The organism is Flavobacteriales bacterium, from assembly GCA_016124845.1.
GTDB lineage: Bacteria > Bacteroidota > Bacteroidia > UBA10329 > UBA10329 > UBA10329.
Genome location: WGMW01000030.1, coordinates 37,715 through 60,044, shown reverse-complemented (window position 1 = coordinate 60,044; position 22,330 = coordinate 37,715). Strand labels below are relative to the sequence as shown.

The 22,330-nt window shown below is 48.3% G+C and carries 20 protein-coding genes; 5 read left to right on the top strand and 15 right to left on the bottom strand.

From position 1 onward, the window contains the following. Positions 1–4 precede the first annotated feature (4 nt). Positions 5–1,570 (bottom strand): bifunctional phosphoribosylaminoimidazolecarboxamide formyltransferase/IMP cyclohydrolase, encoded by a 1,566-nt coding sequence (purH, locus tag GC178_11820; protein MBI1288252.1) that lies wholly within the window; start codon positions 1,568–1,570, stop codon positions 5–7. A 190-nt stretch (positions 1,571–1,760) separates the two neighbouring features. Here purH and GC178_11815 point away from each other — a divergent pair, with 190 nt between their 5' ends. The 3 genes from GC178_11815 (at position 1,761) to GC178_11805 (ending at position 4,750) form a co-directional block, all read left to right on the top strand. Then, entirely contained in the window at positions 1,761–3,005 is a 1,245-nt protein-coding gene (locus GC178_11815) for an FtsX-like permease family protein (protein ID MBI1288251.1), read from the top strand. Positions 3,006–3,030: 25 nt separating this feature from the next. After that, positions 3,031–3,714, top strand: coding sequence for a methyltransferase domain-containing protein (locus GC178_11810; protein ID MBI1288250.1), 684 nt, complete (start codon positions 3,031–3,033; stop codon positions 3,712–3,714). An 82-nt stretch (positions 3,715–3,796) separates the two neighbouring features. Beyond that, complete coding sequence (locus tag GC178_11805) at positions 3,797–4,750, top strand: alpha/beta fold hydrolase (protein ID MBI1288249.1); 954 nt, start codon at positions 3,797–3,799, stop codon at positions 4,748–4,750. Here the strand turns inward: GC178_11805 and mfd are convergent. From mfd to GC178_11790, 3 genes are all read right to left on the bottom strand, one after another. Next, complete coding sequence (gene mfd, locus GC178_11800; protein ID MBI1288248.1) at positions 4,662–8,057, bottom strand: transcription-repair coupling factor; 3,396 nt, start codon at positions 8,055–8,057, stop codon at positions 4,662–4,664. The two genes, GC178_11805 and mfd, sit on opposite strands and share 89 nt — an antisense overlap. Positions 8,058–8,074: 17 nt before the next feature. After that, positions 8,075–9,088: a class 1 fructose-bisphosphatase gene (locus tag GC178_11795; protein ID MBI1288247.1), complete on the bottom strand. Its 1,014-nt coding sequence runs from the start codon at positions 9,086–9,088 to the stop codon at positions 8,075–8,077. Between the two features lie 73 nt (positions 9,089–9,161). Continuing rightward, positions 9,162–9,776, bottom strand: coding sequence for a hypothetical protein (locus GC178_11790; protein ID MBI1288246.1), 615 nt, complete (start codon positions 9,774–9,776; stop codon positions 9,162–9,164). 139 nt (positions 9,777–9,915) lie between these two features. Here GC178_11790 and GC178_11785 point away from each other — a divergent pair, with 139 nt between their 5' ends. Next, on the top strand, positions 9,916–10,398 hold the full coding sequence (locus GC178_11785; GenBank protein ID MBI1288245.1) for a GNAT family N-acetyltransferase: 483 nt from the start codon (positions 9,916–9,918) through the stop codon (positions 10,396–10,398). 2 nt (positions 10,399–10,400) lie between these two features. Next, positions 10,401–11,657, top strand: a complete 1,257-nt coding sequence (locus GC178_11780; protein ID MBI1288244.1) for an aspartate kinase — start codon at positions 10,401–10,403, stop codon at positions 11,655–11,657. Here GC178_11780 and GC178_11775 read toward each other — a convergent pair whose 3' ends face one another. The 11 genes from GC178_11775 to GC178_11725 form a co-directional block, all read right to left on the bottom strand. Further along, positions 11,658–12,605 (bottom strand): hypothetical protein, encoded by a 948-nt coding sequence (locus GC178_11775; GenBank protein MBI1288243.1) that lies wholly within the window; start codon positions 12,603–12,605, stop codon positions 11,658–11,660. It lies immediately after the preceding gene. Between the two features lie 29 nt (positions 12,606–12,634). Further along, the gene (gene mgtE, locus GC178_11770) at positions 12,635–13,996 is read right to left on the bottom strand and encodes a magnesium transporter (GenBank protein ID MBI1288242.1); all 1,362 of its coding nucleotides are present in this window, start codon (positions 13,994–13,996) and stop codon (positions 12,635–12,637) included. Positions 13,997–14,037: 41 nt separating this feature from the next. Further along, positions 14,038–14,799 carry a 16S rRNA (adenine(1518)-N(6)/adenine(1519)-N(6))-dimethyltransferase RsmA gene (rsmA, locus tag GC178_11765; GenBank protein MBI1288241.1) on the bottom strand — a complete coding sequence of 254 codons (762 nt, stop codon included), beginning with the start codon at positions 14,797–14,799 and terminating at the stop codon, positions 14,038–14,040. Between the two features lie 146 nt (positions 14,800–14,945). Then, complete coding sequence (locus tag GC178_11760; GenBank protein MBI1288240.1) at positions 14,946–15,254, bottom strand: DUF4286 family protein; 309 nt, start codon at positions 15,252–15,254, stop codon at positions 14,946–14,948. A 44-nt stretch (positions 15,255–15,298) separates the two neighbouring features. Then, entirely contained in the window at positions 15,299–15,679 is a 381-nt protein-coding gene (locus tag GC178_11755) for a hypothetical protein (GenBank protein MBI1288239.1), read from the bottom strand. Between the two features lie 148 nt (positions 15,680–15,827). Further along, a complete protein-coding gene (locus tag GC178_11750) occupies positions 15,828–17,714 on the bottom strand; it encodes a tetratricopeptide repeat protein (GenBank protein ID MBI1288238.1) in 1,887 nt (628 codons plus the stop codon). Further along, complete coding sequence (locus tag GC178_11745; GenBank protein MBI1288237.1) at positions 17,695–18,330, bottom strand: hypothetical protein; 636 nt, start codon at positions 18,328–18,330, stop codon at positions 17,695–17,697. The genes GC178_11750 and GC178_11745 overlap by 20 nt, the downstream gene beginning before the upstream one ends. Next, positions 18,327–19,598, bottom strand: a complete 1,272-nt coding sequence (serS, locus tag GC178_11740; GenBank protein MBI1288236.1) for a serine--tRNA ligase — start codon at positions 19,596–19,598, stop codon at positions 18,327–18,329. Before serS ends, GC178_11745 begins: the two co-directional genes overlap by 4 nt. A 204-nt stretch (positions 19,599–19,802) precedes the next feature. Continuing rightward, the gene (locus GC178_11735; protein MBI1288235.1) at positions 19,803–20,060 is read right to left on the bottom strand and encodes a 50S ribosomal protein L27; all 258 of its coding nucleotides are present in this window, start codon (positions 20,058–20,060) and stop codon (positions 19,803–19,805) included. Positions 20,061–20,091: 31 nt separating this feature from the next. Next, complete coding sequence (gene rplU, locus GC178_11730) at positions 20,092–20,493, bottom strand: 50S ribosomal protein L21 (protein MBI1288234.1); 402 nt, start codon at positions 20,491–20,493, stop codon at positions 20,092–20,094. 90 nt (positions 20,494–20,583) lie between these two features. Beyond that, positions 20,584–22,284 (bottom strand): T9SS type A sorting domain-containing protein, encoded by a 1,701-nt coding sequence (locus tag GC178_11725; protein MBI1288233.1) that lies wholly within the window; start codon positions 22,282–22,284, stop codon positions 20,584–20,586. Positions 22,285–22,330 lie beyond the last annotated feature (46 nt).

The window sequence follows — 22,330 nt, the reverse complement described above, 5'->3', positions numbered from 1 at the left end:
TCGCTCAGTGTTTAAAGTGTCTGACTCCTGTAACTACCATGGCCATCCCATTATTGTTGCAGTAGTCTATCGATTCGTTGTCTTTGATGGAACCGCCTGGCTGCACCACCGTATCAATCCCTTCGCCATGCGCGATCTCTACGCAATCTGGAAATGGGAAAAACGCATCCGAAGCCATAACCGCACCTTTCAGGTCGAAGTTAAAAGACTTTGCCTTAGTAATGGCGAATTTCAATGCATCTACTCGTGAGGTCATACCGCAACCGCTTGCCAACAATTGTTTGTTCTTTGCAAGAACGATAGTATTTGACTTTGTATGCTTCACCAATTTGTTAGCAAATACTAAATCTTCGTATTCTGCCTCGGTCGGCTTCACATTCGTCACAGGATTCATATCCGAAGCGGTCTGCGTGCTGAGGTCCTTATCCTGCTCAATAACTCCATTCAGCAGTGAGCGGAACTGTCGTTTTGGGAATTCGCATGGTTTCTGAACCAGAATCACGCGGTTCTTTTTCTGTTTGAGGATTTCGAGAGCTTCAGCGCTGTAAGATGGCGCGATCACCACTTCGAAAAACAGGCTGTTCATTTCGGTGGCCGTTTCCGCATCCACTTCCACATTGGTGATGAGAATACCACCGAAAGCTGAGATCGGATCACCCGCCAACGCGTCTTTCCAAGCGTCTACCAACTTCGGGCGACTGGCCAACCCGCAAGCATTATTGTGCTTCAGAATGGCGAAAGTAGCCCCCTCTGACTCCCCCAAAGGGGGAGAACCTCCCTCCCCATTGGGGAGGGGCGGGGTGGGGCTGAAATCTGCAATAAGATTCACCGCAGCATCAATGTCCAACAGGTTATTGTAGCTGAGTTCCTTCCCATTCAATTGGTCGAACAGCGCAGAAATATCTCCATGGAAAAATCCTTGCTGATGCGGGTTTTCTCCGTAACGAAGAACCTTCGTTCCGTCTTCCTGATGCGCGAATCCGCCACCCGCGAAATAAGTGTGAATGGCCGTGTCGTAATGCGATGAAACAGCAAAGGCAGCGGTTGCAAAACTCTTGCGCTGCTCAAGTGTTGTTGCCGCGCCTTCGGCAAGAATTTCCGCCAAAGCGGCATATTCGTTCTTAGACGGAACGATGACAACATCCTTGAAATTCTTGGCCGCAGCGCGGATCAATGAAATTCCACCTATATCGATCTTCTCAATAATGGCCTGCTCATCCGCTCCGCTGGCAACGGTATCCTCAAACGGATAAAGATCCACGATCACAAGGTCGATCTCTGGAATCTCATATTCCTCCAACTGCAACAGGTCGCTTTGCTCTTCCCTTCTACCCAAAATTCCTCCGAACACTTTCGGATGCAAGGTTTTCACTCTTCCGCCCAAAATGGATGGATACGAGGTCAGGTCTTCCACTTTCAGAACAGTTGCACCCAACTCCTCCAAATAGGTCTGTGTTCCGCCTGTGGAGTAGATGTTCACTCCATGCTTTACAAGTTGCTTAACGATCGGCTCCAAACCTTCTTTGTGGAACACCGAAATGAGGGCATTTTTAATGGTCTTACTCGCCACTTTCTTCAATTAACGATTAGAAAAACAATGATGCTGGAAAACCGTTTCCCTGTATGTTTGAAAATCCAATAAAATCAAGGGTTTCAGGAACTTTTTCCAAGCACGGCAAAGGTAGCCTTTTGAAGTACAATAAGGTTACCTTTGCCATGCTGACCAATCGCTTTTCCGCCCAAGTTTTCAACAGCGCATGATCATATTCCTAAAACTATTTTCCGAAAGCATTAAGATGGCTTGGAATGCGCTTGTCTCGAACAAGCTGCGAACCATCCTTTCGCTGCTGGGCATCACCATCGGAATCATGGCCATCATTCTGGTTTTCACGTTTGTGGACTCGATGGAGAAGAACATCCGCGATAATGTTCAATCGCTGGGCGACAATACGGTTTACATTCAGAAATGGCCGTGGGCAACGGGAACCGATTTTGAGTGGTGGAAATATTGGCAACGGCCAGATGCCGACCTGAACGATTTCAAGGAAGTGCAACGGAGAAGCGATGCAGCCGAATCGGTTGTTTTCATGGCCTCGAAAAACAAAAGCGTGGAACACGAATCAACGGTAGTTGAGAACGTGAGCGTGGTTGCTGTAACGCACGATTACGACAAGATCAAATCATTCGATATTGTTTCGGGGCGCTACCTGACCCTGATGGAATCGAATACGGGAAAGAACGTTTGCATCATCGGTATGGCGGTGGCGCAGGGGCTTTTCGGTGACCGCAATCCTGTGGGTGAAACAGTAAAGGTTTTCAAACGGAAACTGACCGTTATCGGTGTTTTTGGTGTGGAAGGCGAAAGCGTTTTCGGCAATTCGGTGGACAACCAGTTGCTGATGCCGATCAACTTCGCGCGTCAGGTGATGCGCATTGAATCGCGCGGTTCCAACCCGCTCGTCATGGTAAAAGGAAAACCAGGCGTTTCCACAGCAGAGTTGAAAGATGAGCTGCGCGGCATCATGCGCAGCGTACGCAGGTTGAAACCACGTGCGGATGACAACTTTGCTCTGAACGAGATCAGCGTACTTTCCAATTCGCTCGAAAGTCTTTTTACCATCTTGAACATCGCTGGAACCATCATCGGAGGGTTTTCCATTCTGGTGGGAGGTTTCGGCATTGCCAATATCATGTTCGTATCGGTGAAGGAACGGACACATCTTATCGGCATCGAAAAATCGCTGGGTGCCAAGAACTGGTTCATTATGATGGAATTTCTTTCAGAAGCCGTTTTCCTGTGCCTGATGGGTGGCGGAGTTGGTCTTTTCATGGCTGGACTGCTAAGCGGAATCGCCTCTTATGCATTTGATGTGACCATGTACCTGACGATGAAAAACATGATGTTGGGAATTACCATATCGGTTACCATCGGATTGGTAGCGGGCATCATTCCAGCATTCCTCGCATCGCGACTTAGCCCTGTAGAAGCCATCCGAAGCAAATGATGATATTTTTGTTGAAATTCTGAGCATGGAGGCAACAGGCAAATTCTCGTGGAACCGACCGATCACATCTTACACCAGGTTTCACCAGTTCTTCAACAAGTTCATCACTCCGTGGATTCTGAATAAGAAGTTCTTCGTTCCGAAAAAACTGACCGAAGGCAAGGAATACCTGCAAGTTGGTTGTGGCTACAATGTTTATGATGATTTCATCAACACCGATATTGAGTGGAAACCGAACGTGATCCCGTGGGATATTTCCACCATCAAACAGGACAATTACCCGATTGCGAGCAACTCGCTACAGGGAATTTACACCGAACATTGCTTGGAACACATTCCATTTCAATCCACCAAAGACAACCTGCGGGAATTCTATCGCATATTGAAACCTGGCGGAACATTACGCATCGCTGTTCCTGACGGAGAACTGTTCATCGACCTCTACAACAAACATCGCCAAGGCGAGAAAGTGAAGATCCCGTGTCCAGACGACCGACCTGAACCAACCCCAATGATCAGCATCAACCGCATCGCGCGCAGTCACGGGCACTTGTTCATGTACGATTTCGAAACGTTTAAATACTTGCTTGAAGAGGTTGGTTTCAAGGATGTGAAAAAGGAAACGTTCCGTAGTGGTCGCGACCCGAAACTGCTGGTCGACAGCGAGCTCAGAGAAGACGAATCGCTCTACGTGGAAGCCACCAAGTAGCTGGTCGAATTTTCTCAGATTTTCATCCAGTTGTCAAATCGTTTGCCGTTAAAACCCGTGTGGTGTTTATCTTGTTGCCATGATTGAGATGCTCCGCACGCCTGATGAGCGTTTTTATGGCTTGCCTGGTTATCCGTACGACCCGCATTACGTGGAAATTAATGGAGGCCGATTTCATTATTTGGATGAAGGCCAAGGCGAGGTTATCCTTTGTCTGCACGGGCATCCGACCTGGAGTTACTCTTATCGGAAATTAATTCCCCTCCTGAAGAAAAACTATCGTGTCATTGCTCCAGACCTGTTCGGTTTCGGACGCTCCGACAAGTTCACGCGGCAAAAGGACTATTCCTTTTACATGCACTACCGCACATTGATCCGATTCATCGAAAAAACAGAACTTAAGGACATTACGTTGGTGGTTCAGGATTGGGGTGGACTGCTGGGGCTAAGTGTTCTCGGCAAATACCCTGAACTGTTCAAACGGGTGGTTTTTATGAATACCTCGGTTCCTATCGGTGAAGAGCGTGTTTCTCTCAAGTTCCGTTTGTGGCGGTTATTTGCACGGCTCTATCCGAATTTTCCTGTTCGAAATGTGATAAAATGGGGTACGTACCGAACCCCACAATTGCAGGCTTTGGGAGGTTACGAAGCACCTTTTCCTGATGAAAAGTACAAGGCCGCCTTGCGAATAACACCCAGTTTGGTGCCAACAGGCTCATCTGACGATGGCGTACGCCAATTGAAACGTGCCCGCAAAGTGCTTTCCGCTTGGGACAAACCTGCCATTGTCATGTTCTCCGACAGCGACCACGTGAACCGTGGAGCCGACAAGTGGTTCCGAGAGAATGTTCCGACCGTGAAAAATGAGCCTGAGATCATCATTGAGCGCGCGGGTCACTTTCTTACCGAAGACCGCGGCAAGGAAATTGCCGACCACATCCACGATTTTATTGTACGCTCGAATGCTCGGGAACGTGGAGGAACGGTTGAGCTACCTCTGGCGACAAAGAAGTCAAAAGACCGAGAGCGGTACTGATGCTGCGAACGTTTTCGAACGTCAACATCAACTTGTCATTCTTTTGGCGCATTACCACTTTTTGAGGGTTGTTCTTCACAAAATCAAGCACCCGCGTAAACTCAGAACCTTGGTAGTAACCACTTTCGGGGTCGGAAACGAAATAGCAGACCAAGCGGTCGTTCTTCAGAATGAGTTTCTCAAACCCGATGGCTTTCGCGATCCATCGCAAGCGGATGGTCTCGATCAACTGCTGACCTTGCTTCGGAATGGTTCCGAAACGGTCCTTCAACCGCGTTTCAAAGTCAGCCAATTGTTGCGCATTCTCGGTATCATCCAACTCACGATAAAGCGCCAAACGCTCAGCAATGCTGTTCACGTACGAATCGGGCAATAGAATCTCCAGATCCGTATCGATCTGACAATCCTGAACAAACGCACGCGGCTTCTCGTCTTTGAACAGTTCCTTGAACTCGGTTTCCTTCAATTCCTGAACGGCCTCATCCAAAATCTTGTGGTACATCTCAATGCCAATATCGCTGATGAAACCGCTTTGCTCTGCACCCAGCAGGTTTCCAGCTCCGCGAATGTCAAGATCGCGCATGGCGATATTGAATCCACTTCCGAGGTCGGAGAATTCCGAGATCGCTTTCAGACGCTTCTTCGCCTCTGGCGTGAGCATGGTCATCGGTGGCGCCAACAGATAGCAGAACGCTTTCTTGTTGGAACGTCCAACGCGCCCGCGCATCTGATGCAGATCGCTCAGCCCGAAATGGTTGGCGTTATTGATGATGATGGTGTTTGCGTTCGAAATATCCAGTCCGCTCTCGATGATGGTGGTGGCCACAAGCACATCATATTCGCCATCCATGAAACGCATCATGGTGTCTTCCAACTTGGCGGGTTCCATCTGCCCGTGGCCGATGCAAACACGCACATCTGGGCAAAGCCGCCCGATCATTCCAGCCACTTCCTTAATGTTCTCCACGCGGTTGTTCACGAAGAACACCTGTCCGCCACGGCTCACTTCATACATCACCGCATCGCGGATGAGTTCTTCGTTGAAGGTGTGCAACTCCGTGATGACAGGATAGCGATTCGGTGGTGGTGTATTGATGACGGAAAGGTCGCGCGCGCCCATTAATGAGAACTGCAGCGTTCGTGGAATGGGCGTTGCGGTGAGGGTGAGCGTATCCACATTCACCTTCATTTTCTTGAGCTTGTCCTTCACCGCCACACCGAACTTCTGTTCCTCATCAATAATGAGCAGTCCAAGGTCCTTGAACTTCACATCCTTGCCTACAATTCTGTGTGTGCCAACGAGAATATCTACTTGGCCTTCGGCCAGTTTTTTCAGCGTATCGGTCTGCTGTTTGCGGGTTTTAAAGCGGTTGATGTAATCGACCGTGCATGGGAATTCCTTCAAACGTTCGCGAAAAGTGCGCGCATGCTGCAACGCTAAAATGGTGGTCGGAACGAGGACAGCCACCTGCTTTCCATCGGCCACAGCTTTAAATGCTGCGCGAATGGCCACTTCCGTTTTCCCGAATCCGACATCTCCGCAAATGAGGCGGTCCATCGGGTATTCCTTCTCCATATCGGCCTTGAGCGCGGCCGTTGCTTTCTCCTGATCAGGCGTGTCCTCATAAATGAACGAAGCCTCCAGCTCGGTCTGCAAATACGTATCCGGAGCAAAGGCAAAACCCTTTTGCGCTCTGCGCTGCGCATAGAGTTTTATTAGGTCTTTCGCAATGTCTTTGACCTGCTTCTTGGTCTTCGCCTTCAGGTTTTTCCAAGCAGGCGAACCGAGCTTGTTGACCTTCGGCTCATCTCCTTCCTTACCCGAATATTTGCTGATGCGATGCAGCGAATGAATGCTGACATACAGAATATCGTTGTCGCGATAGACCAAACGGATGGTCTCCTGCAATTTGCCGTTCACATCGATCTTCTCCAGCCCCGCGAATTTGCCTACTCCATGGTCGATGTGCGTTACATAATCGCCTGGATTCAGACCTGAAAGCTCCTTCAGCGTAAGTGCCTGTTTACCGCGTTTGTAACCTTCGCGCAAGCGGAAACGATGGTAACGCTCAAATATCTGGTGATCGGTGAAGCACGCCAATTTCAGTTCGTGGTTGACAAACCCTTGATGGACTGAAATGAGCATGGACGTGAAGAACGGTTTCTCCACACGCACGCCAGACGGCAACGGAAGGTCTTCGAAAATCGAATGCAAACGCTCCACCTGTCCGGGATTATCCACCAGAAGAACATTCCTATAACCATTCTTCTTGTTGTCGATAAGAATCTGTTGCAGCAGCTTGAAATCCTTGTTCACCGCAGGTTGTGGCGCCATATCGAACACAACTTCGGTGGAATTACGGTAATAGTTCCTCGGACCGAACTCCACCACACGATAAGCGTCCAAGGTGCTCAGAATCTCTTCCGAACTCACGTATTTCTCTTCCGGTTTACTGCGCCCAACCGTACTGTTCAGTTGCAGATAGGCCGATTTTGCTTCCTTCAATTCCACATCCACACTCAGCTTCAACTCCTCAATATCTTCCGACCAAACGGTGGTTTTTGAAGAGAGAAACTCGAAGAAGGAGACGCGCTCAGAAAGCAGCACTTCGTCCTGAACGTTGGGAACAATGGTTGCTTTTCGAAGTGATTTTACCGACAGCTGTTCGGCTGGATCGAACGCGCGAATGCTATCCACCTCATCACCAAAAAGTTCGATTCTGTACGGCAATTCCTGCGCAAACGAGAACACGTCCACAATGCCTCCACGAATAGCGAACTGACCTGGTTCGTATACCTGATCAACACGCTCGAAGTGGTATTCGTGCAGCATTTCGTTGAAGAAATCGAGGTCGAGGTCTTCGCCAACGCCAACCGAGAATGTGCTCTTACGCAGCACTTTCTTTGAAATGACCTTCTCTGCCAACGCCTTAGAATAGGTGACAATGACCTGTTGCGAAGTACTCGCCTGGAGCGCATTCAGCACTTCACCGCGTTGGATGACATTGCTATTGTCTGTCTCTTCCAACTCGTACGCACGTCTGTACGACATCGGATAAAAAAGCACCTTCTTTTTACCAACGAGCTGTTCAAGGTCGCTTAGGAAATAGGCGGCCTCTTCCCTATCCGTCAGCACAAAAATGTGATGATCGGAGGTCTTTTTGATGACCTCTGCAGCTACAAAAGCGTGGCCCGAACCCGCAGTTCCGCGCATGCGAACTTTGGCGGCATCGCTTTTCACGGCCGCTGTCAGTTCTGCTATTTTGCTTGACGAGTCGAATAGCCCGACAAGCTCTTCCTTGGTCATTTACGCTTGGGTTTCCGCTATTCTGGTGAATGCTCGGCCATGAACTCCATCGCCTTTTTCACCATGTTTTCCGAACCCACAAAAAGTGGTGTTCGTTGATGCAATGAGGTCGGTTGAATATCGAGAATGCGCTTGTGTCCGTTTGTGGCAATTCCGCCTGCTTGTTCGATCAGAAATGCCATCGGGTTTGCCTCGTACAACAGACGCAATTTGCCGTTTGGCGATGACGTGGTTGTAGGATAGATGTACACGCCACCTTTGATGAGGTTTCTATGGAAATCTGCCACCAACGAACCGATGTAACGAGAAGTGTACGGTCTGTTTGTTGCGGGATCTTCCACTTGGCAGTACTTGATGTATCTCTTCACTCCTTCAGGGAAATGAACATAGTTCCCTTCGTTAATGCTGTAGATCTTTCCGTCTTTCGGAATCTTCATGTTCGGGTGCGACAGGAAGAACGCCCCGATGGATGGATCGAGTGTGAAGCCGTTCACGCCATTGCCTGTGGTGTACACCATCATGGTGCTGGATCCGTAGATCACATAACCGGCAGCCACTTGCTCGGTCCCTTTCTGCATGAAATCTTCAAATGTGGCCGGACCCGATTCTGACTTTCTTCGATAAATCGAGAAAATGGTTCCGATGGAAACGTTCACATCAATGTTCGAAGAACCGTCCAGCGGATCGATGGCCACAACATATTGCCCATCTACCGAATACCCTGAATTGAACTCGATGACGCCTTCGTTCTCCTCCGATGCCAATCCGCAAACTTCACCACGGTCCTTCAACGCCCGGATGAACTCGTCATTGGCATAAACGTCCAATTTCTTCTGCGCTTCGCCTTGCACATTCTCAGCACCCGCATCACCGAGGATCTCCTCCATCAATCCTGCTTTGTTCACTTCGCGGTTTACCACGCGCGCGGCCAGACCGATGGCACTCAGCAATCGCGACAGTTCGCCTTTGGCATATTTGAAATCATCCTGTTTCTCTACAATGAACTCACCAAGCGACTTTCCCTTATACATTTTATTCTCTCGAATTATCTGAAAATGAAAGACCTGCATGAAGCAGGCCTTATGAATCTTTATTTTATCTCGGTTAGAGCTTCATGATATAAGCCAACTTGAAGAAGCGTCTGTCTGGAGCTACGGTTGTACCCGCATCCACATTGACGTAGAAACCTGGTACAGCTGCCGTTCCTGGATTCTCAGCTGAACTTGCCACCGAAATGATAAACTTGTCTGTAAGGTCTGGCGTTCCGTTGGCTCCGTTGCAAAGTGCCCATCCGGAAGGAATGGAAGCTATAGTACCCGACCACATGATAATGCCTCCGGTAGGTACATTACTGTTACTGTTCTGCGTTCCAATGGTAAGTTCAACCCACTGACCTGACACGGGTGGTGATTGAACTGGCGTGTCCCATTTATAGTACATGAACTTTCCAAGATCCGTATCAAAAACCAAGAGACCATTGGGCAGGTTTCCATTGTAATCCGAGTACATCTGATTCCTCAGAACAGTATTGGCAAATGGAAGTCGGATTCCCTTGGACGGATTACCGGACAACTGACCATTCTCGTTATTGACATCCAAAATTGCAGCAGGATGCGGGGTTGTCGTACCTATACCCACGTTATCGGTCTGTGCAAAAAGTTGGTTCAGACTGAAGACGGAAACAGCCATCATCAACATTCTCAGTCTCTTGAAATTCATCATAATTGAGTCTATTGGTTGGGTCGAAAAAGAACGTTTTGAGGTCGCTTTTTTGGACGGTTAAAGATAGGTTTCTTTTTAAAACGCCATCCGCCTCGCGAGCCATCTTCTACAAAGCATCAATCCCTACTTTTGCCGAATGATCTCTGCGGAATCCATTACCATTCGGAAAGGGCGGAAAGAAGACGTTCCGGCCGTTTTCAAACTCATCAAGGAACTGGCCTTGTACGAGAAAGCACCAGAACAGGTGACGCTCACATTGGATGAGTTGGAAAATGATGGCTTTGGGGAGAATGCGATCTACGGATTGTTTGTAGCGGAAGCAGAAAATGGAATCGTGGGCATTGCTCTTTTCTACGAGAAATACTCCACGTGGACGGGTCGTTGCGTCTTCTTGGAAGACATCATCGTCACCGAAAATCAGCGCGGAAAAGGAATTGGTCATGAGCTTTTTGAAGCGGTGGTCGGAGTAGCAAAGGAGCGGAACTCTGCACGGATGGAATGGCAGGTTTTGGATTGGAATGAACCCGCCATCAACTTTTACAGGAAATACAACGCCACGCTTGATGGCGAATGGCTGAACGGGAAACTGACCCGCGAACAGATCCGGAAATTCAAATAAGTATGAAGGTTTTCAAATTCGGTGGAGCTTCGGTGAAGGATGCTCCGAGTGTACGCAACGTGCATCAGATCATTTCCCGTTTCAACGACCAACCGTTGGTGGTGGTGATTTCTGCCATGGGCAAAACCACCAACAAATTGGAGGCGCTTGTAAACGCATATTACGACAAGCAACCGACCGAGCCACTTTTGGAAGACCTGAGAACCTGCCATGGCGATATTGCGCGTGAACTTTTTGGTGATGCGGTCGGACCCGTTCTGAGCGACATCGACAACACATTGGTTGAGGTGGAATGGGCGTTGGACGACCCCGAAGGTTTGGACCGTCATTTTCAGTACGACCAGATCGTTTCGATTGGCGAAATGCTCTCGACCAAGATCATTTCGGCTTACCTGAAACACATGGGGCTGGCCAATTCGTGGGTTGATGCGCGCGATCTTATCCGTACCGACAACAACTATCAGGATGCCAAGATCGAGTGGGAAAGCACGGAGCAGATGACCAATGCGCGAATCGGTGAAGCCATGAAAGATGCTTCGGTCGTCATCACGCAAGGTTTTATTGGCGGAACAAGCGAGAACTTCACCACTACGTTGGGTCGCGAGGGTTCTGACTTCACCGCGGCCATTCTGGCGTATTGCCTGAAGGCGGAAAGTGTGACCATTTGGAAGGACGTTCCCGGTGTGTTGAATGCCGACCCGAAATACTACGACAACACGGTTCTCATTCCAGAGATGTCCTTTTTCGATGCGATGGAGTTGGCCTATTTCGGAACCAGTGTTATCCACCCGAAAACCATAAAACCGCTACAGAACGCAAATATTCCACTGTATGTGAGATCATTTGTTGACCCTGATGCGCCTGGAACAGTGGTTTCGAACAAGGAGAATCTGAAGATCATTCCTTCGTTCATTGTGAAACCGAACCAAGTGTTGGTCTCCATCACCCCGAAAGACTATTCCTTCGTGACCGAGGTGCATTTCACAAACATCTACACGGTTCTCAGTGACATCCGAATGAAAGCGAACTGTGCACAGAATTCAGCCGTCAATTTCTCGTTCAGCACCAATAACGACCCAGTAAAACTGAAAGCATTACAGGAGCGATTGAGAGACGAATATGAGGTTGACCTGATCGAAGATGCGGAACTCGTTACCATCCGCTACTATGATGACGAGACCATTGCCCGAACGACCCAAGGAATGAATGTGCTGCTCGATCATCGAACCGCCACTTCAGCGCAGTTGGTGGTGAAGTAATCAATGAACAGGCGAAAACGCAGTCTGGATCTTATCTGCCAGCACATGCGCCAACTTGGCGTTGCTTTCCTGCGTCCAACCTGCAACGTGCGGTGTAAGGATTACTTTGGGTGAGTCGATGAGGTATTGAAGAGACGCTGGAATTTCCTCATTCTCAATCTGTTCGAAATTGAATTTCTCGTATTCCAACACATCCAAACAGGCTCCGAGCACTTTGCCGCTTTCAATGGCACGGACCAACGCATCGGTATCTACCACCGAACCACGCGAAGTGTTGATGAGATAAATGGGATAGTTCAGTTTCTCGAAGAATGTATCGTTGATCATGTGGTGCGTTTCATCCGTCAGCGGCACGTGAAGCGAAACCACTTCTGCCTCCTGAATGATGCTTTCCATGTTGGTCTCGATCACCAGATCGTCTGAAAAACCCTTCTTGAATTTATCGTGCGCGTACATCAGCACACCGAAACCTGCCAAGCGTTTGGCAAACGCCATTCCTGTGTTTCCGTAGCCGATGATTCCGACCGTTCTGCCAAGCAACTCCACTCCACGGTTCTCCTCGCGCAGCCAAAGACCTTTACGAACTTCTCTATCGGCAGTATTCATCTTATTGAAAAGTGCAAGCAGCATGCCTATCGCGTGTTCTGCCACCGCATCGCGATTGCCTTCAGGCGCGTTGAAGCATTGAATGCCCAACATCTTCGCATGTTCCACATCAATGTTCTCCATTCCTGCGCCCGAGCGCGCAATGAAACGGAGGTTTTTGGCAGCATCCAAAAGTTCTTTATCCAGTTTGATGCGGCTGCGGATGACAACGCCTTCATAGTTGGAAATGCGTTCCAACACTTCCTGCCGTGTCAGCTTAGAGCCATCCTCGCATTCATAATCCATGCGCGTGAGGTGAGAGGCCAAATGTTCGTGAACCGTATCGAGAAAGAGGACGCGCATCAGAGGCCGAAATTAGAACTTACCGCGCATCAAAGAAAGGTCATTCCATACATCACACGGGCAATCAGGAAATAGAAGAACAGCCCGATAATGTCGTTGGTAGTGGTAATGAACGGCCCTGTGGCCAAAGCGGGGTCAATTTTCATTCTGTGCAACGTGAGCGGTATGAACGTACCGAATGCCGCAGCAAACAGAATAACGGTCAAAAGTGACGCACCAATGGTCAAGCTCAGCGCCAACGGATAATGGAAAACCATGCTGTAAACGAGCAAAACAGCGGCACAGGCCACACCATTCAGCAGACCGACCATCAGCTCTTTCAGAATCCGCTTGATCATACTGTCCTTGCTCAACGTGTTGTTGGCCAAACCTTGCACGATCAATGCAGAGGACTGAATGCCCACGTTTCCGCCCATGGCGACAACCAGCGGAATGAAAAATGCCATCTGCGGATTGACCTGCAATTCATCCTCATAATTGGAAATGACCATCGAGCCGATGATTCCACCGAACATGGCCACAAGCAGCCAAGGCAAACGCGCGCGACTGATGACCCACACGTTATCGGTGGTTTCGATGTTCTCCGAAATACCCGAAAGCATCTGGTAATCCTTCGAGGTTTCTTCACGCACCACATCCATTACGTCATCCACGGTAATACGGCCTAAAAGTCTTTTTTGTTCATCCACGACAGGAACAACAACAAGGTCATATTTCTCCATGAATTTGGCCACATCTTCGGCCTTCATGTTCGCATCTACCGAGAGGATGCTGTCTTTGTAAATGTCTTTGATGAGTGCGCGAGTAGAACTCAGAAGCATCTTCTTGAGCGAAACAATTCCCATCAACATACCATTGTCATCCACCACGTAAACGGTGAAGACCTGATCCACATCTTCGGCCTGTTTGCGCATTTCGCGCACGCATTGCACCACGGGCCAATTGATGTTTACCTTGATAAGCTCCTTGGCCATGATACCACCGGCCGAGTCCTCATCATACGCGAGGAGATCGGCAATGTCGCTGGCCTGCTCCGAATCATCAACGTGTGAGAGAACTTCTTCCTGTCGATCTTCAGGAAGCTCCGCGATAAGGTCGGCCGCATCATCGGTGTCAAGTTGATCGACATACTCAGCGATCTCGTAATCGGAAAGAGATGCAAGAAACCGCTCCCGAACGTCCTCATCCAATTCCATGAGCACTTCCGACCCGAGCTCATCTTCCAGCAATTTGAAAATGAACTGCGCTTCTTGGAGGTTGACCTCGTCAAGAATTTCGGCTATGTCGGCTGGGTATAGTTCTCCTACTTTGGCAGAAACGGTGTCTCTGTCAAACCTTGCAATGTCCTCTTTGAGTATCTCGAGGAATTCGTTCGTCAGCTGGAACTGCATTGCTCAAAGGCGTAGGTATTCGTTCAACTTAGCTCGCGCGATCAGTCGGCCAAACACTTCGTGATCTGAACAAAATCTTCAACAGAAAGGCGCTCGGCCCGCAATGTCAGAAGATGCTCATCTGGAGCGGCCGCAAAAGTAAGGGATCTGAACGCATTCCTCAAGGTCTTGCGCCTTTGATTGAACGCGGTCTTCACCACCATCTTGAATTTCGCCTCATCGCAATCCAATTTTTCGGTAGCGTTCCGCTTGAGGCGGATAACAGCCGAATTGACTTTTGGCGGAGGCAAAAACACGCCCGGTGGAACGGTGAAAAGATATTCCACATCGTAATATGCTTGGATGAGTACGCTTAGAATTCCGTAGGTTTTAGAACCGGGCGGTGCCACAATTCGGTCTGCTACTTCCTTCTGGATCATTCCCACAACTTCAGGAACGTGGTTTCGATTGTCTAAAACCTTGAAGAAAATCTGCGATGAGATGTTATACGGAAAGTTGCCGATGATACACAACGGTTCCTGCGTGATCGATTTCAGGTCAAGCGCAAGAAAGTCGCCCTCTATTAGATTTGGTATCAGTTTCGGGTAGTGCTGATGGAGATAAACCACCGATTCGGTGTCCATTTCCACCGCATGCACATCAAGGTCTTTTTCCAAAAGGAATTGCGTGAGAACACCTGTTCCCGGACCGACCTCCAACACGCTTTTATAGCCACCGAAACCCGTTAGCGCATCGGCAATCTTGGCCGCGATGTTCTGGTCCTTTAGAAAATGCTGACCGAGGTGTTTCTTGGCTCTGACCAATGGTTACGAAACGTTAGTTCAACGGAGTTAATTACGAATTGATGCGAACTTAGCAAAGCGTTTTCATCGAACAAAGTGAGATAATATGAGGAATTATGGAACCGCAAAGGGGATAAGTTGCCGCAAAAAGTCCCCCTTTGGGGGAATCAGGGGGTTTCTACCGTTTCGAGCAAGGTTCTGAAAGCCACAAACTTTCCTTCAAATTTCTTGGTATGATCGGCCTGAAGTCGCGCAGCATGGTCTCGTTGATATTCTTCCAGATCATCCATGTTCTTACACAGATATTGAATGGAATACGTGATTCCGCCCTGATCGTCCACCAATACCCGCGCAAACCGGTTCTCCAGAAAATAACCTGTTGCCATCACATCAGGAATGTGCACATCGCGCATCCATTTCACCCATTCGTCATGCGCTGCGTGGTCAATATTTACGGTTACGTTGTAGATGATCATTGGGAAAATTGAAATAGGAAAAACGGAAACGTGAAAAACGGGAATTAGTCTTTAACGAATATGTAAATGATCTCACGACCGCCCGTTGGGCTTCCTCCTGAGTAAATGTTTCCTGAAGAAGCTACCGCGAATGTAGAACTGGTGGAGCTTTCAAGTTCATAACCTTCTTTGATAAGTTCTGTGAAAACCTCAATAACCTTTTGATTGTCTGACATAATCGCTTCGTTCATACCAGTATCCAAGTATCGTTGCTCAAGCTCAATGACCTTTCCAGATTCACCTGGTTTGCTTACAATTAATCTTTGCTCGGAAGTTTTCTTAATTCCAAGCCAGTTGATATGACGGACAATGGCTACAGACTTTTCTTGAGCGAACACACCAGAAAAACAAATTGTGGCAAGAATTGTAAAAAGCAGCTTTTTCATGGGAAAATAGTTTTGTAGTTAGTCTTCCGAAAATAGAGGTTTTGCACGGACGCTCAGCGTTAGGGATGGAAGCGACATCCTTTTTTGCCTAAGCAAAAAAGATACAGCGAACAGCCCGACCATGCCATCCGCGTGGAAACGCCCAAACTCAATTCAGCAAATCGCCACGCAAACTTCGGTAGCGCTTTCTGGCCTCAACGGTGTAAAGGCTTCCCGGATAATGGAGAAGCAGTTCCTGATAGTACTCCATTGCCTTGGATGTATCATTCAGTCGCGTTTCATAGAGTTGAGCCATGCGGTACACGGCATCGTCTGCCAACAGATCGGTCGGGTATTGCTCCCAGACCTTGTGGTAGTTTTCCTGCGCCAACTGATAATCGCCTTCCTTCTCGGCTATCTGCGCGCGTTTAAATAGAATATCATCTTGTAAACTGTGGCCAGGATAGAATTCCTCGATGCTATCCAACGCCATTTTCGCGCTATCGAGCTTGTTCTGATAAAGCAGCAGGTCGGCACGGGCAAATGTGCTTAGAGCCCCGTAGGTCGTGTCCATGTACGAGTTGTCCTGTATTAGCATGGCGAGATAAAGCGCATCGTTGGCAATGAAATCGCTGGTAGCAGCTTTTAGCACATTGAGCTGTGCCTGCGCCCAATCGAACTGGCCCGTATAATACGCCAACTTGGCATTTTTGAGTTTGGCCATACGGCCGATGTCGCTGGTCTTGAACATCTTTTCTGCCTGCGAATAAAGCAGCGTGGTTTCCCAAACCTCACCCGTAAAAAGCAGCGCATCCGCCAGTTGAATCTTGGCATTGGCAAGGTCTTCCTTGTTGATTCCAGGAAGTTCGATCACCTCATACAGCAGATCGATGCCTTTCTGCGTATCGTGCATGTAAAAGGTGTAGAGCTCCGCCAGATTCATCATCATCTGCGCCACATTTCCATTGCGACCGAATTCTTCCAACGTACTCAGGAACGTCTTTTCCAATTCGGCCAATTCCTGTTCTGTGTAATCACCACCCGAGATCGCCTTCTCGTAAAGTGTGTTCACGAGGTCTTTCTTGCAGCTGAGGTAATAGTAGTTGTCGCGACCTTTTTTGATGACGTATTCGTACGCTTCAATGGCAATATCATAAGCTTCATTGGCACGACAGATGTGCGCGAAATGAACCACGCGAGAACCATCCTCGCGATTGCGTCTGTCCAGTGCTTTGGCCTGCGCAAATGCCTGTCGGAACTTCTTCTGCTGTTCGAAATGCCAGATAAGCAGCTCGGGAAAAATGTCGCGTTGCGGCTGCCGCTGAATTCTCGCGATCACGGCTTCCTCAAAATACTCTTGCTTGGTGCCTGTCTGATCAGCCGCAAAAATGTCCAAAAGGTCGGTGCGCACTTTTGTGATCTGCGATTCGTCCTCGGCCAGCGCATCCAAATACTCCTCCACCGCCAAATCGAATTTTCCTAAACGGTTGTACGCGTTCGCCAACTCGAAATGATACCCGTAAAGTCCGTTCAGCAACTTACGGCCCTTCTCGTACGTGCGAACCACATATTCCAACTCGTTCTTATCCACGAACGCTTCGGCCAACGCATCAATTTGTCGTTGAAAAGGTGGCAATTCCTGAATAGCTTTCATATAAGCCTGTTCTGCCGCTTTTTCATCTCCAGCCGCTTTGTGCACATAGCCCAACTGAACGTACAGCACAGGGTTTGCCTCCCGTTTGATGCGCTTCTCCACCGTCTTTTCTGCCTCCGAGAAGTTCTCCAACTTCAGCAGACAGTCGATGTAATACTGAAAGAAGAACTCATCGCCATAGCGTTTGAACAGTTTCTGGTAATAAACCTCTGCTTTTTCGTACTCCCCGTTCTTGAAGTATTGCGCGGCCAACTGTTCGTCCGTGTCGGTCTGGGCAGATAGTTGGGTTGAGAAAGAAAAAATGAGAAGTAGCAGAAAGAACGACCTCCCCCACCCCCTCCTTTCCAGGAGGGGAGCTCGTAGCTTCCGTAACCTTTCAACCTTATCTCTTATCAACTTCATTAACGGTATTCGGTAACGCGATTATGAAACGGTCTATTTCGTCTTTTAGTTCAGCGTAGGTTTTGAAACATCCGTTCAACTCGGCAACTACTTGTTCCGCACCATCATTCAGGCTTTCCACATACAGGAATTCCTGCTCAATATAGCTGTTTACGCTGTCCTTGCTGGCACGACCTTCCTTCAGATCCGTTTTCAAATTATAGAGCTGATTCCGTGACTGAAGAACCTCGGCATCGATCAACTCCTTTCTATCAAGGCAACTTTGAAGATGTTCGTTCAGGGAACAGAAATCGACCAAACGCTGCGCTTGATCCATTTCGAGGGTATCGGTCAGTTCGTTCTGAATCTTCTGACACTTCTCGGCAACATCTTTTCTGTACTGCTTGATCAATCTGGCATCGATCTGTTCCGAAACATTCTCCACATTGGACAGCACGCCTATTAGGCTGTCGGTTGCGGCTATTTCAGCCGTGAAATCCGTTCGGCAACTTCCGAACATCAGCAATGTCATTCCGATCGACCACGCTTTGGCGTGGGAGCAGAGGAATCTAAGCCAATCGGGCAAAGATGTCTCGGCTACGGAAACTCCGCTCGACATGACATTCAAAAATCTCATTCGATCCGTTCGAAACCTGTGTACCTGTGTAGCACTTCTGGAATGTTGATTCCGTTGTCAGTCTGATTGTTTTCCAAGAGTGCAGCCATAATTCGAGGCAATGCCAAGGCGCTTCCATTCAGCGTGTGTACCAATTGTGGTTTGTCGTTTCCGCTTCGGTAACGGCACTTCAATCGGTTCGCTTGGAAGGTCTCGAAGTTTGAAATGGAACTCACCTCCAACCAACGGTCCTGGCCGCCAGACCAAACTTCCATATCGAACGTCAGCGCAGATGTAAATCCAAGGTCACCACCACACAAACGAAGCACGCGATAATGCAAACCAAGTTTGTCGAGCAACCCTTGCACATGCGCCACCATCGTTTCAAGCACATCATAACTGGTGCTTGGCTCCACGATCTGAACAATTTCAACCTTATCGAACTGATGCAAACGGTTCAGACCTTTCACATCCTTTCCGTAAGAACCGGCCTCTCTACGGAAACAGGGAGAATAGGCCGTGAGTTTTTTCGGAAGTTCATCCGAAGTTAGAATAACATCTCTGAAAATGTTTGTCAGCGGCACTTCCGCAGTTGGAATCATATAAAGATCATCCAACTGCATGTGGTACATCTGACCTTCCTTATCTGGCAACTGTCCAGTGCCGTAACCGGATGCTTCGTTCACCACAAACGGTGGAATGAACTCCGTGTAACCAGCCGCGCGGGCCTCATCCAAGAAGAAGTTGATCAATGCTCGCTGAAGTTGCGCGCCTTTACCGACATACAGAGGAAATCCAGCACCTGTGATCTTCGCGCCAAGTTCGAAGTCGATCAGGTTGTACTTCTTCACCAGATCCCAGTGAGGTTCAACCTCTCCAGCAAATTCTGGTTTTGTACCATGCGTGGAAACAACCTCATTGTCTGTATCCGACTTTCCTTTCGGTACACTCGCATGTGGCAAATTGGGTAAGTGATACAACAGCTCATTGAGCTCATTCTGCACTTCGTGCATAGCGTTCTGCAGCTCAGATGCACGTTCTTTCAGTTCGCCTGCTTTGGCCTTTGCAGCATTGGCCTCGTCTGCTTTTCCCTGCTTGAAAAGTCCACCGATTTCTTTCGCCAACTGATTGGATTCAGCCAATGTGCTATCCAACTCCGTTTGCGTAGCTCTTCGCTTGTTGTCCAGAGAAATGACACTGTCGATCGCTTCGGTGGCATCAAAACCCCTAACCGCCAAACGGGCGATCACTTCCTCTCTATTCTCGTTGATGTAATGTGTCTGTAGCATAATGCTCGTAAAGGTCTTTAATCTTTAATGAAATGAAGTAGCCACAGATGCACAGATTTTCTCAGATTTCTCGGAAATACTCATCTGTGAAATAATCCGTGTGAATCTGTGCATCTGTGGCGATAAAATGTTCATCGACTTTCGGAAACAAAAAATCCCTTGAACCGAAGCACAAGGGATTCCTGTATAATGCGTTTCGGCTCCTTAGCTTGCAGGAACTACCGATACGAAAGAACGATTGTCTTTTCTTTTTCTGAACTCAACAGTACCATCGGTCAAAGCGAAAAGCGTATGATCTTTACCGATACCTACATTCTCACCTGGGTGATGCTGAGTACCGCGCTGACGCACGATGATGTTTCCTGCAACAGCAGCCTGACCTCCGAAGATCTTCACTCCGAGTCTTTTACTTTCTGATTCACGTCCGTTTTTGGAACTACCGGCTCCTTTTTTGTGTGCCATGGTTGTCTGCTTTTATTCGGATTATTAATTCTTATTCTTCTGATTTGGCCTCAGTTGCTGGAGCCTCCTCTTTTTTCTCAGCCTTTGGCGCAGCTTCTTTCTTCTCAGCTTTTGCAGCACCTTTTGCAGAAATTCCTTCGATTACCAACTCTGTCAATGACTGACGGTGACCGTTCAATTTCTGGTATCCTTTTCTTCTTTTCTTCTTGAATACCTGAACCTTATCGTCTTTCACATGAGCAACGATTTTGGCTGTAACAGTAGCTCCAGCAACAGTTGGTGCTCCAACAGATACTTTTCCACCGTCTTCCAAAAGAAGAACCTTGTCGAAGGTCACTTTAGAACCTTCTTTTCCTTCAACGCGGTGAGCGTAAACTTTTGAGTCTTTCTCAACCTTGAACTGCTGACCAGCTATATCAACGACTGCGTACATCTTGAACAGAATTGTGTTTATCTCCCTAAAATGGGGCTGCAAATTTAGAAAAAGAAGTAATGCTTACAACGCTTGTGCAGAATAATTTGCTCAACGGCCGATATGCAGCAATCTATCAGAGTAAACCTTACCGTTCACCAGTAGTTGTACCAGATACAATCCGTTCGGATCTGAACCAGTCGCAGCATCGAACGTGAAGTTGGCCTGACCAGCGGTCATCGAACCTGCATAAAGCTGCTTCACCTGCTGTCCAAGGCTGTTGAACACGTTCAGTTGCACATCAGCACGCTCATCCAAACTGAACCGGATGTTTGAGGTCCCGTTGGTCGGGTTCGGGTAAATCGTCATGAAGGAAGCATCCCCTTTCTTAACGTCAGCAATTCCCTCCGGATTTACCGGAGCCGTTGGAATTGGTTCTCTCGTATATTGTATGAACGCCAACATCATTTCATCGGAGGTTGTAAGACCGAATGTAATGAACGGTGCCGGTTCGTTCGCATTTCCGGGAATGCGGTACTTGGCCACTTGAATCAATCCATCTTTCTCTGCCACCGGAATCAACTCTCCATAGACTTTATCCAAATACAGGTTGGCCGGATGTTCCCAATCATAATACCCTGCATTGAAGTCGTAAGTGGTGTTGTAAAACCCTTCATACAACTGCTCGCCTTGGCTTCCGTCAGGATTTCGCTTGTAGATGTCGTAATCCGTTCCATACTTGTGGGTATGTGATGACAAGAACCAGATGTAAATGGAATCTGTTGAACTCGGACCGAATGTCGCAGTGTTCGGGAAAGTGACCTCTGTTCCCGAATTCGGAATAAAGATGCTGAGATTGATCAACAGTTCGCTGTGCATCTCAATCAGATCGGGCGAGTTATTGTCCGTTAGGAAATTGACATACGATTCAGCAGCAAGCACAGAATCGCCATTGTAAGCATAGTTGATGAGATGCAGGTTCAGATCCAATACAGAATTTTCATGGATCGGATAGCCCGTTCCCGGAGGTAGGATCGTGCTGTCCGGATCAACCCAACCAACCATGTATTTCGCATCCTGAAACGCATTCTGTACCGTAACTGGACGAAGCCCTTCCGCAATCGTGCTGTCTGTTCCAGGATCGAATTGGAACAACAGGAAGTGATGCGACTCATCATTGAACATTACATCATAGCGAATCACGTTCTCAACGTTCTCATTGAACAGCTTTTCTTTTTTGTAGAACTCCACTTCTTCTCCCGGATCCAAGAAGAAAGGCCCCATGTGCAACTGAAAACCTTCTCCAGGTGCTGGTGGTTCAGGTCTTGGAACACGTGCTTTTCCGAGGCCATGGTAGTAGTTGTACAACGTAGCAGGACTTACCACGTGTCCGGTCTCTGGGGCTCCATGCAAAATCCACTGTCTGATCAACTCCACTTCTTCTTTTTCGAGTGGGCTTCCACCATCAGGCATCGGATTTCCTTCAGAAACATCCATTCCAAACTGATCATCCCAATCTGTGTATGCACACTTATACAGAATGAAACTATTGTGCGGATAACCTGGATCGACCAGTTTATATCCCTTTGCAGCAGCGGCCGGATTGACCGGGGTCACACCCACCAAAGCATCCATCAAAGCAGTTCCGCTTCCACTCAGATCCAACCCCGCACTCGGATTGGCCCCGCTATGGCACCCGGTTGTGCAGTTGCCCTGAAAAATGGCACTTACCTGCTGTAGAGTTGTTGATTGGGAAAATGCAATTGTTGGTAATAACGCCACCAACAGGGCAGAAAGTAATTGTTTCTTCATCACTTATGTTCCTGGAACTATTGACATAAGCCCCAAAGATAGTATG

Excerpts from the sequence above, each read along its gene's own strand:
- GC178_11810 (MBI1288250.1), top strand. The coding sequence starts at position 3,031 with ATGGAGGCAACAGGCAAATTCTCGTGGAACCGACCGATCACATCTTAC.
- mfd (MBI1288248.1), bottom strand. The coding sequence starts at position 8,057 with ATGACCAAGGAAGAGCTTGTCGGGCTATTCGACTCGTCAAGCAAAATA.
- GC178_11795 (MBI1288247.1), bottom strand. The coding sequence starts at position 9,088 with ATGTATAAGGGAAAGTCGCTTGGTGAGTTCATTGTAGAGAAACAGGAT.
- GC178_11790 (MBI1288246.1), bottom strand. The coding sequence starts at position 9,776 with ATGAATTTCAAGAGACTGAGAATGTTGATGATGGCTGTTTCCGTCTTC.
- GC178_11785 (MBI1288245.1), top strand. The coding sequence starts at position 9,916 with ATGATCTCTGCGGAATCCATTACCATTCGGAAAGGGCGGAAAGAAGAC.
- GC178_11780 (MBI1288244.1), top strand. The coding sequence starts at position 10,401 with ATGAAGGTTTTCAAATTCGGTGGAGCTTCGGTGAAGGATGCTCCGAGT.
- GC178_11775 (MBI1288243.1), bottom strand. The coding sequence starts at position 12,605 with ATGCGCGTCCTCTTTCTCGATACGGTTCACGAACATTTGGCCTCTCAC.
- mgtE (MBI1288242.1), bottom strand. The coding sequence starts at position 13,996 with ATGCAGTTCCAGCTGACGAACGAATTCCTCGAGATACTCAAAGAGGAC.
- GC178_11760 (MBI1288240.1), bottom strand. The coding sequence starts at position 15,254 with ATGATCATCTACAACGTAACCGTAAATATTGACCACGCAGCGCATGAC.
- GC178_11755 (MBI1288239.1), bottom strand. The coding sequence starts at position 15,679 with ATGAAAAAGCTGCTTTTTACAATTCTTGCCACAATTTGTTTTTCTGGT.
- GC178_11750 (MBI1288238.1), bottom strand. The coding sequence starts at position 17,714 with ATGAAGTTGATAAGAGATAAGGTTGAAAGGTTACGGAAGCTACGAGCT.
- GC178_11745 (MBI1288237.1), bottom strand. The coding sequence starts at position 18,330 with ATGAGATTTTTGAATGTCATGTCGAGCGGAGTTTCCGTAGCCGAGACA.
- serS (MBI1288236.1), bottom strand. The coding sequence starts at position 19,598 with ATGCTACAGACACATTACATCAACGAGAATAGAGAGGAAGTGATCGCC.
- GC178_11735 (MBI1288235.1), bottom strand. The coding sequence starts at position 20,060 with ATGGCACACAAAAAAGGAGCCGGTAGTTCCAAAAACGGACGTGAATCA.
- rplU (MBI1288234.1), bottom strand. The coding sequence starts at position 20,493 with ATGTACGCAGTCGTTGATATAGCTGGTCAGCAGTTCAAGGTTGAGAAA.
- GC178_11725 (MBI1288233.1), bottom strand. The coding sequence starts at position 22,284 with ATGAAGAAACAATTACTTTCTGCCCTGTTGGTGGCGTTATTACCAACA.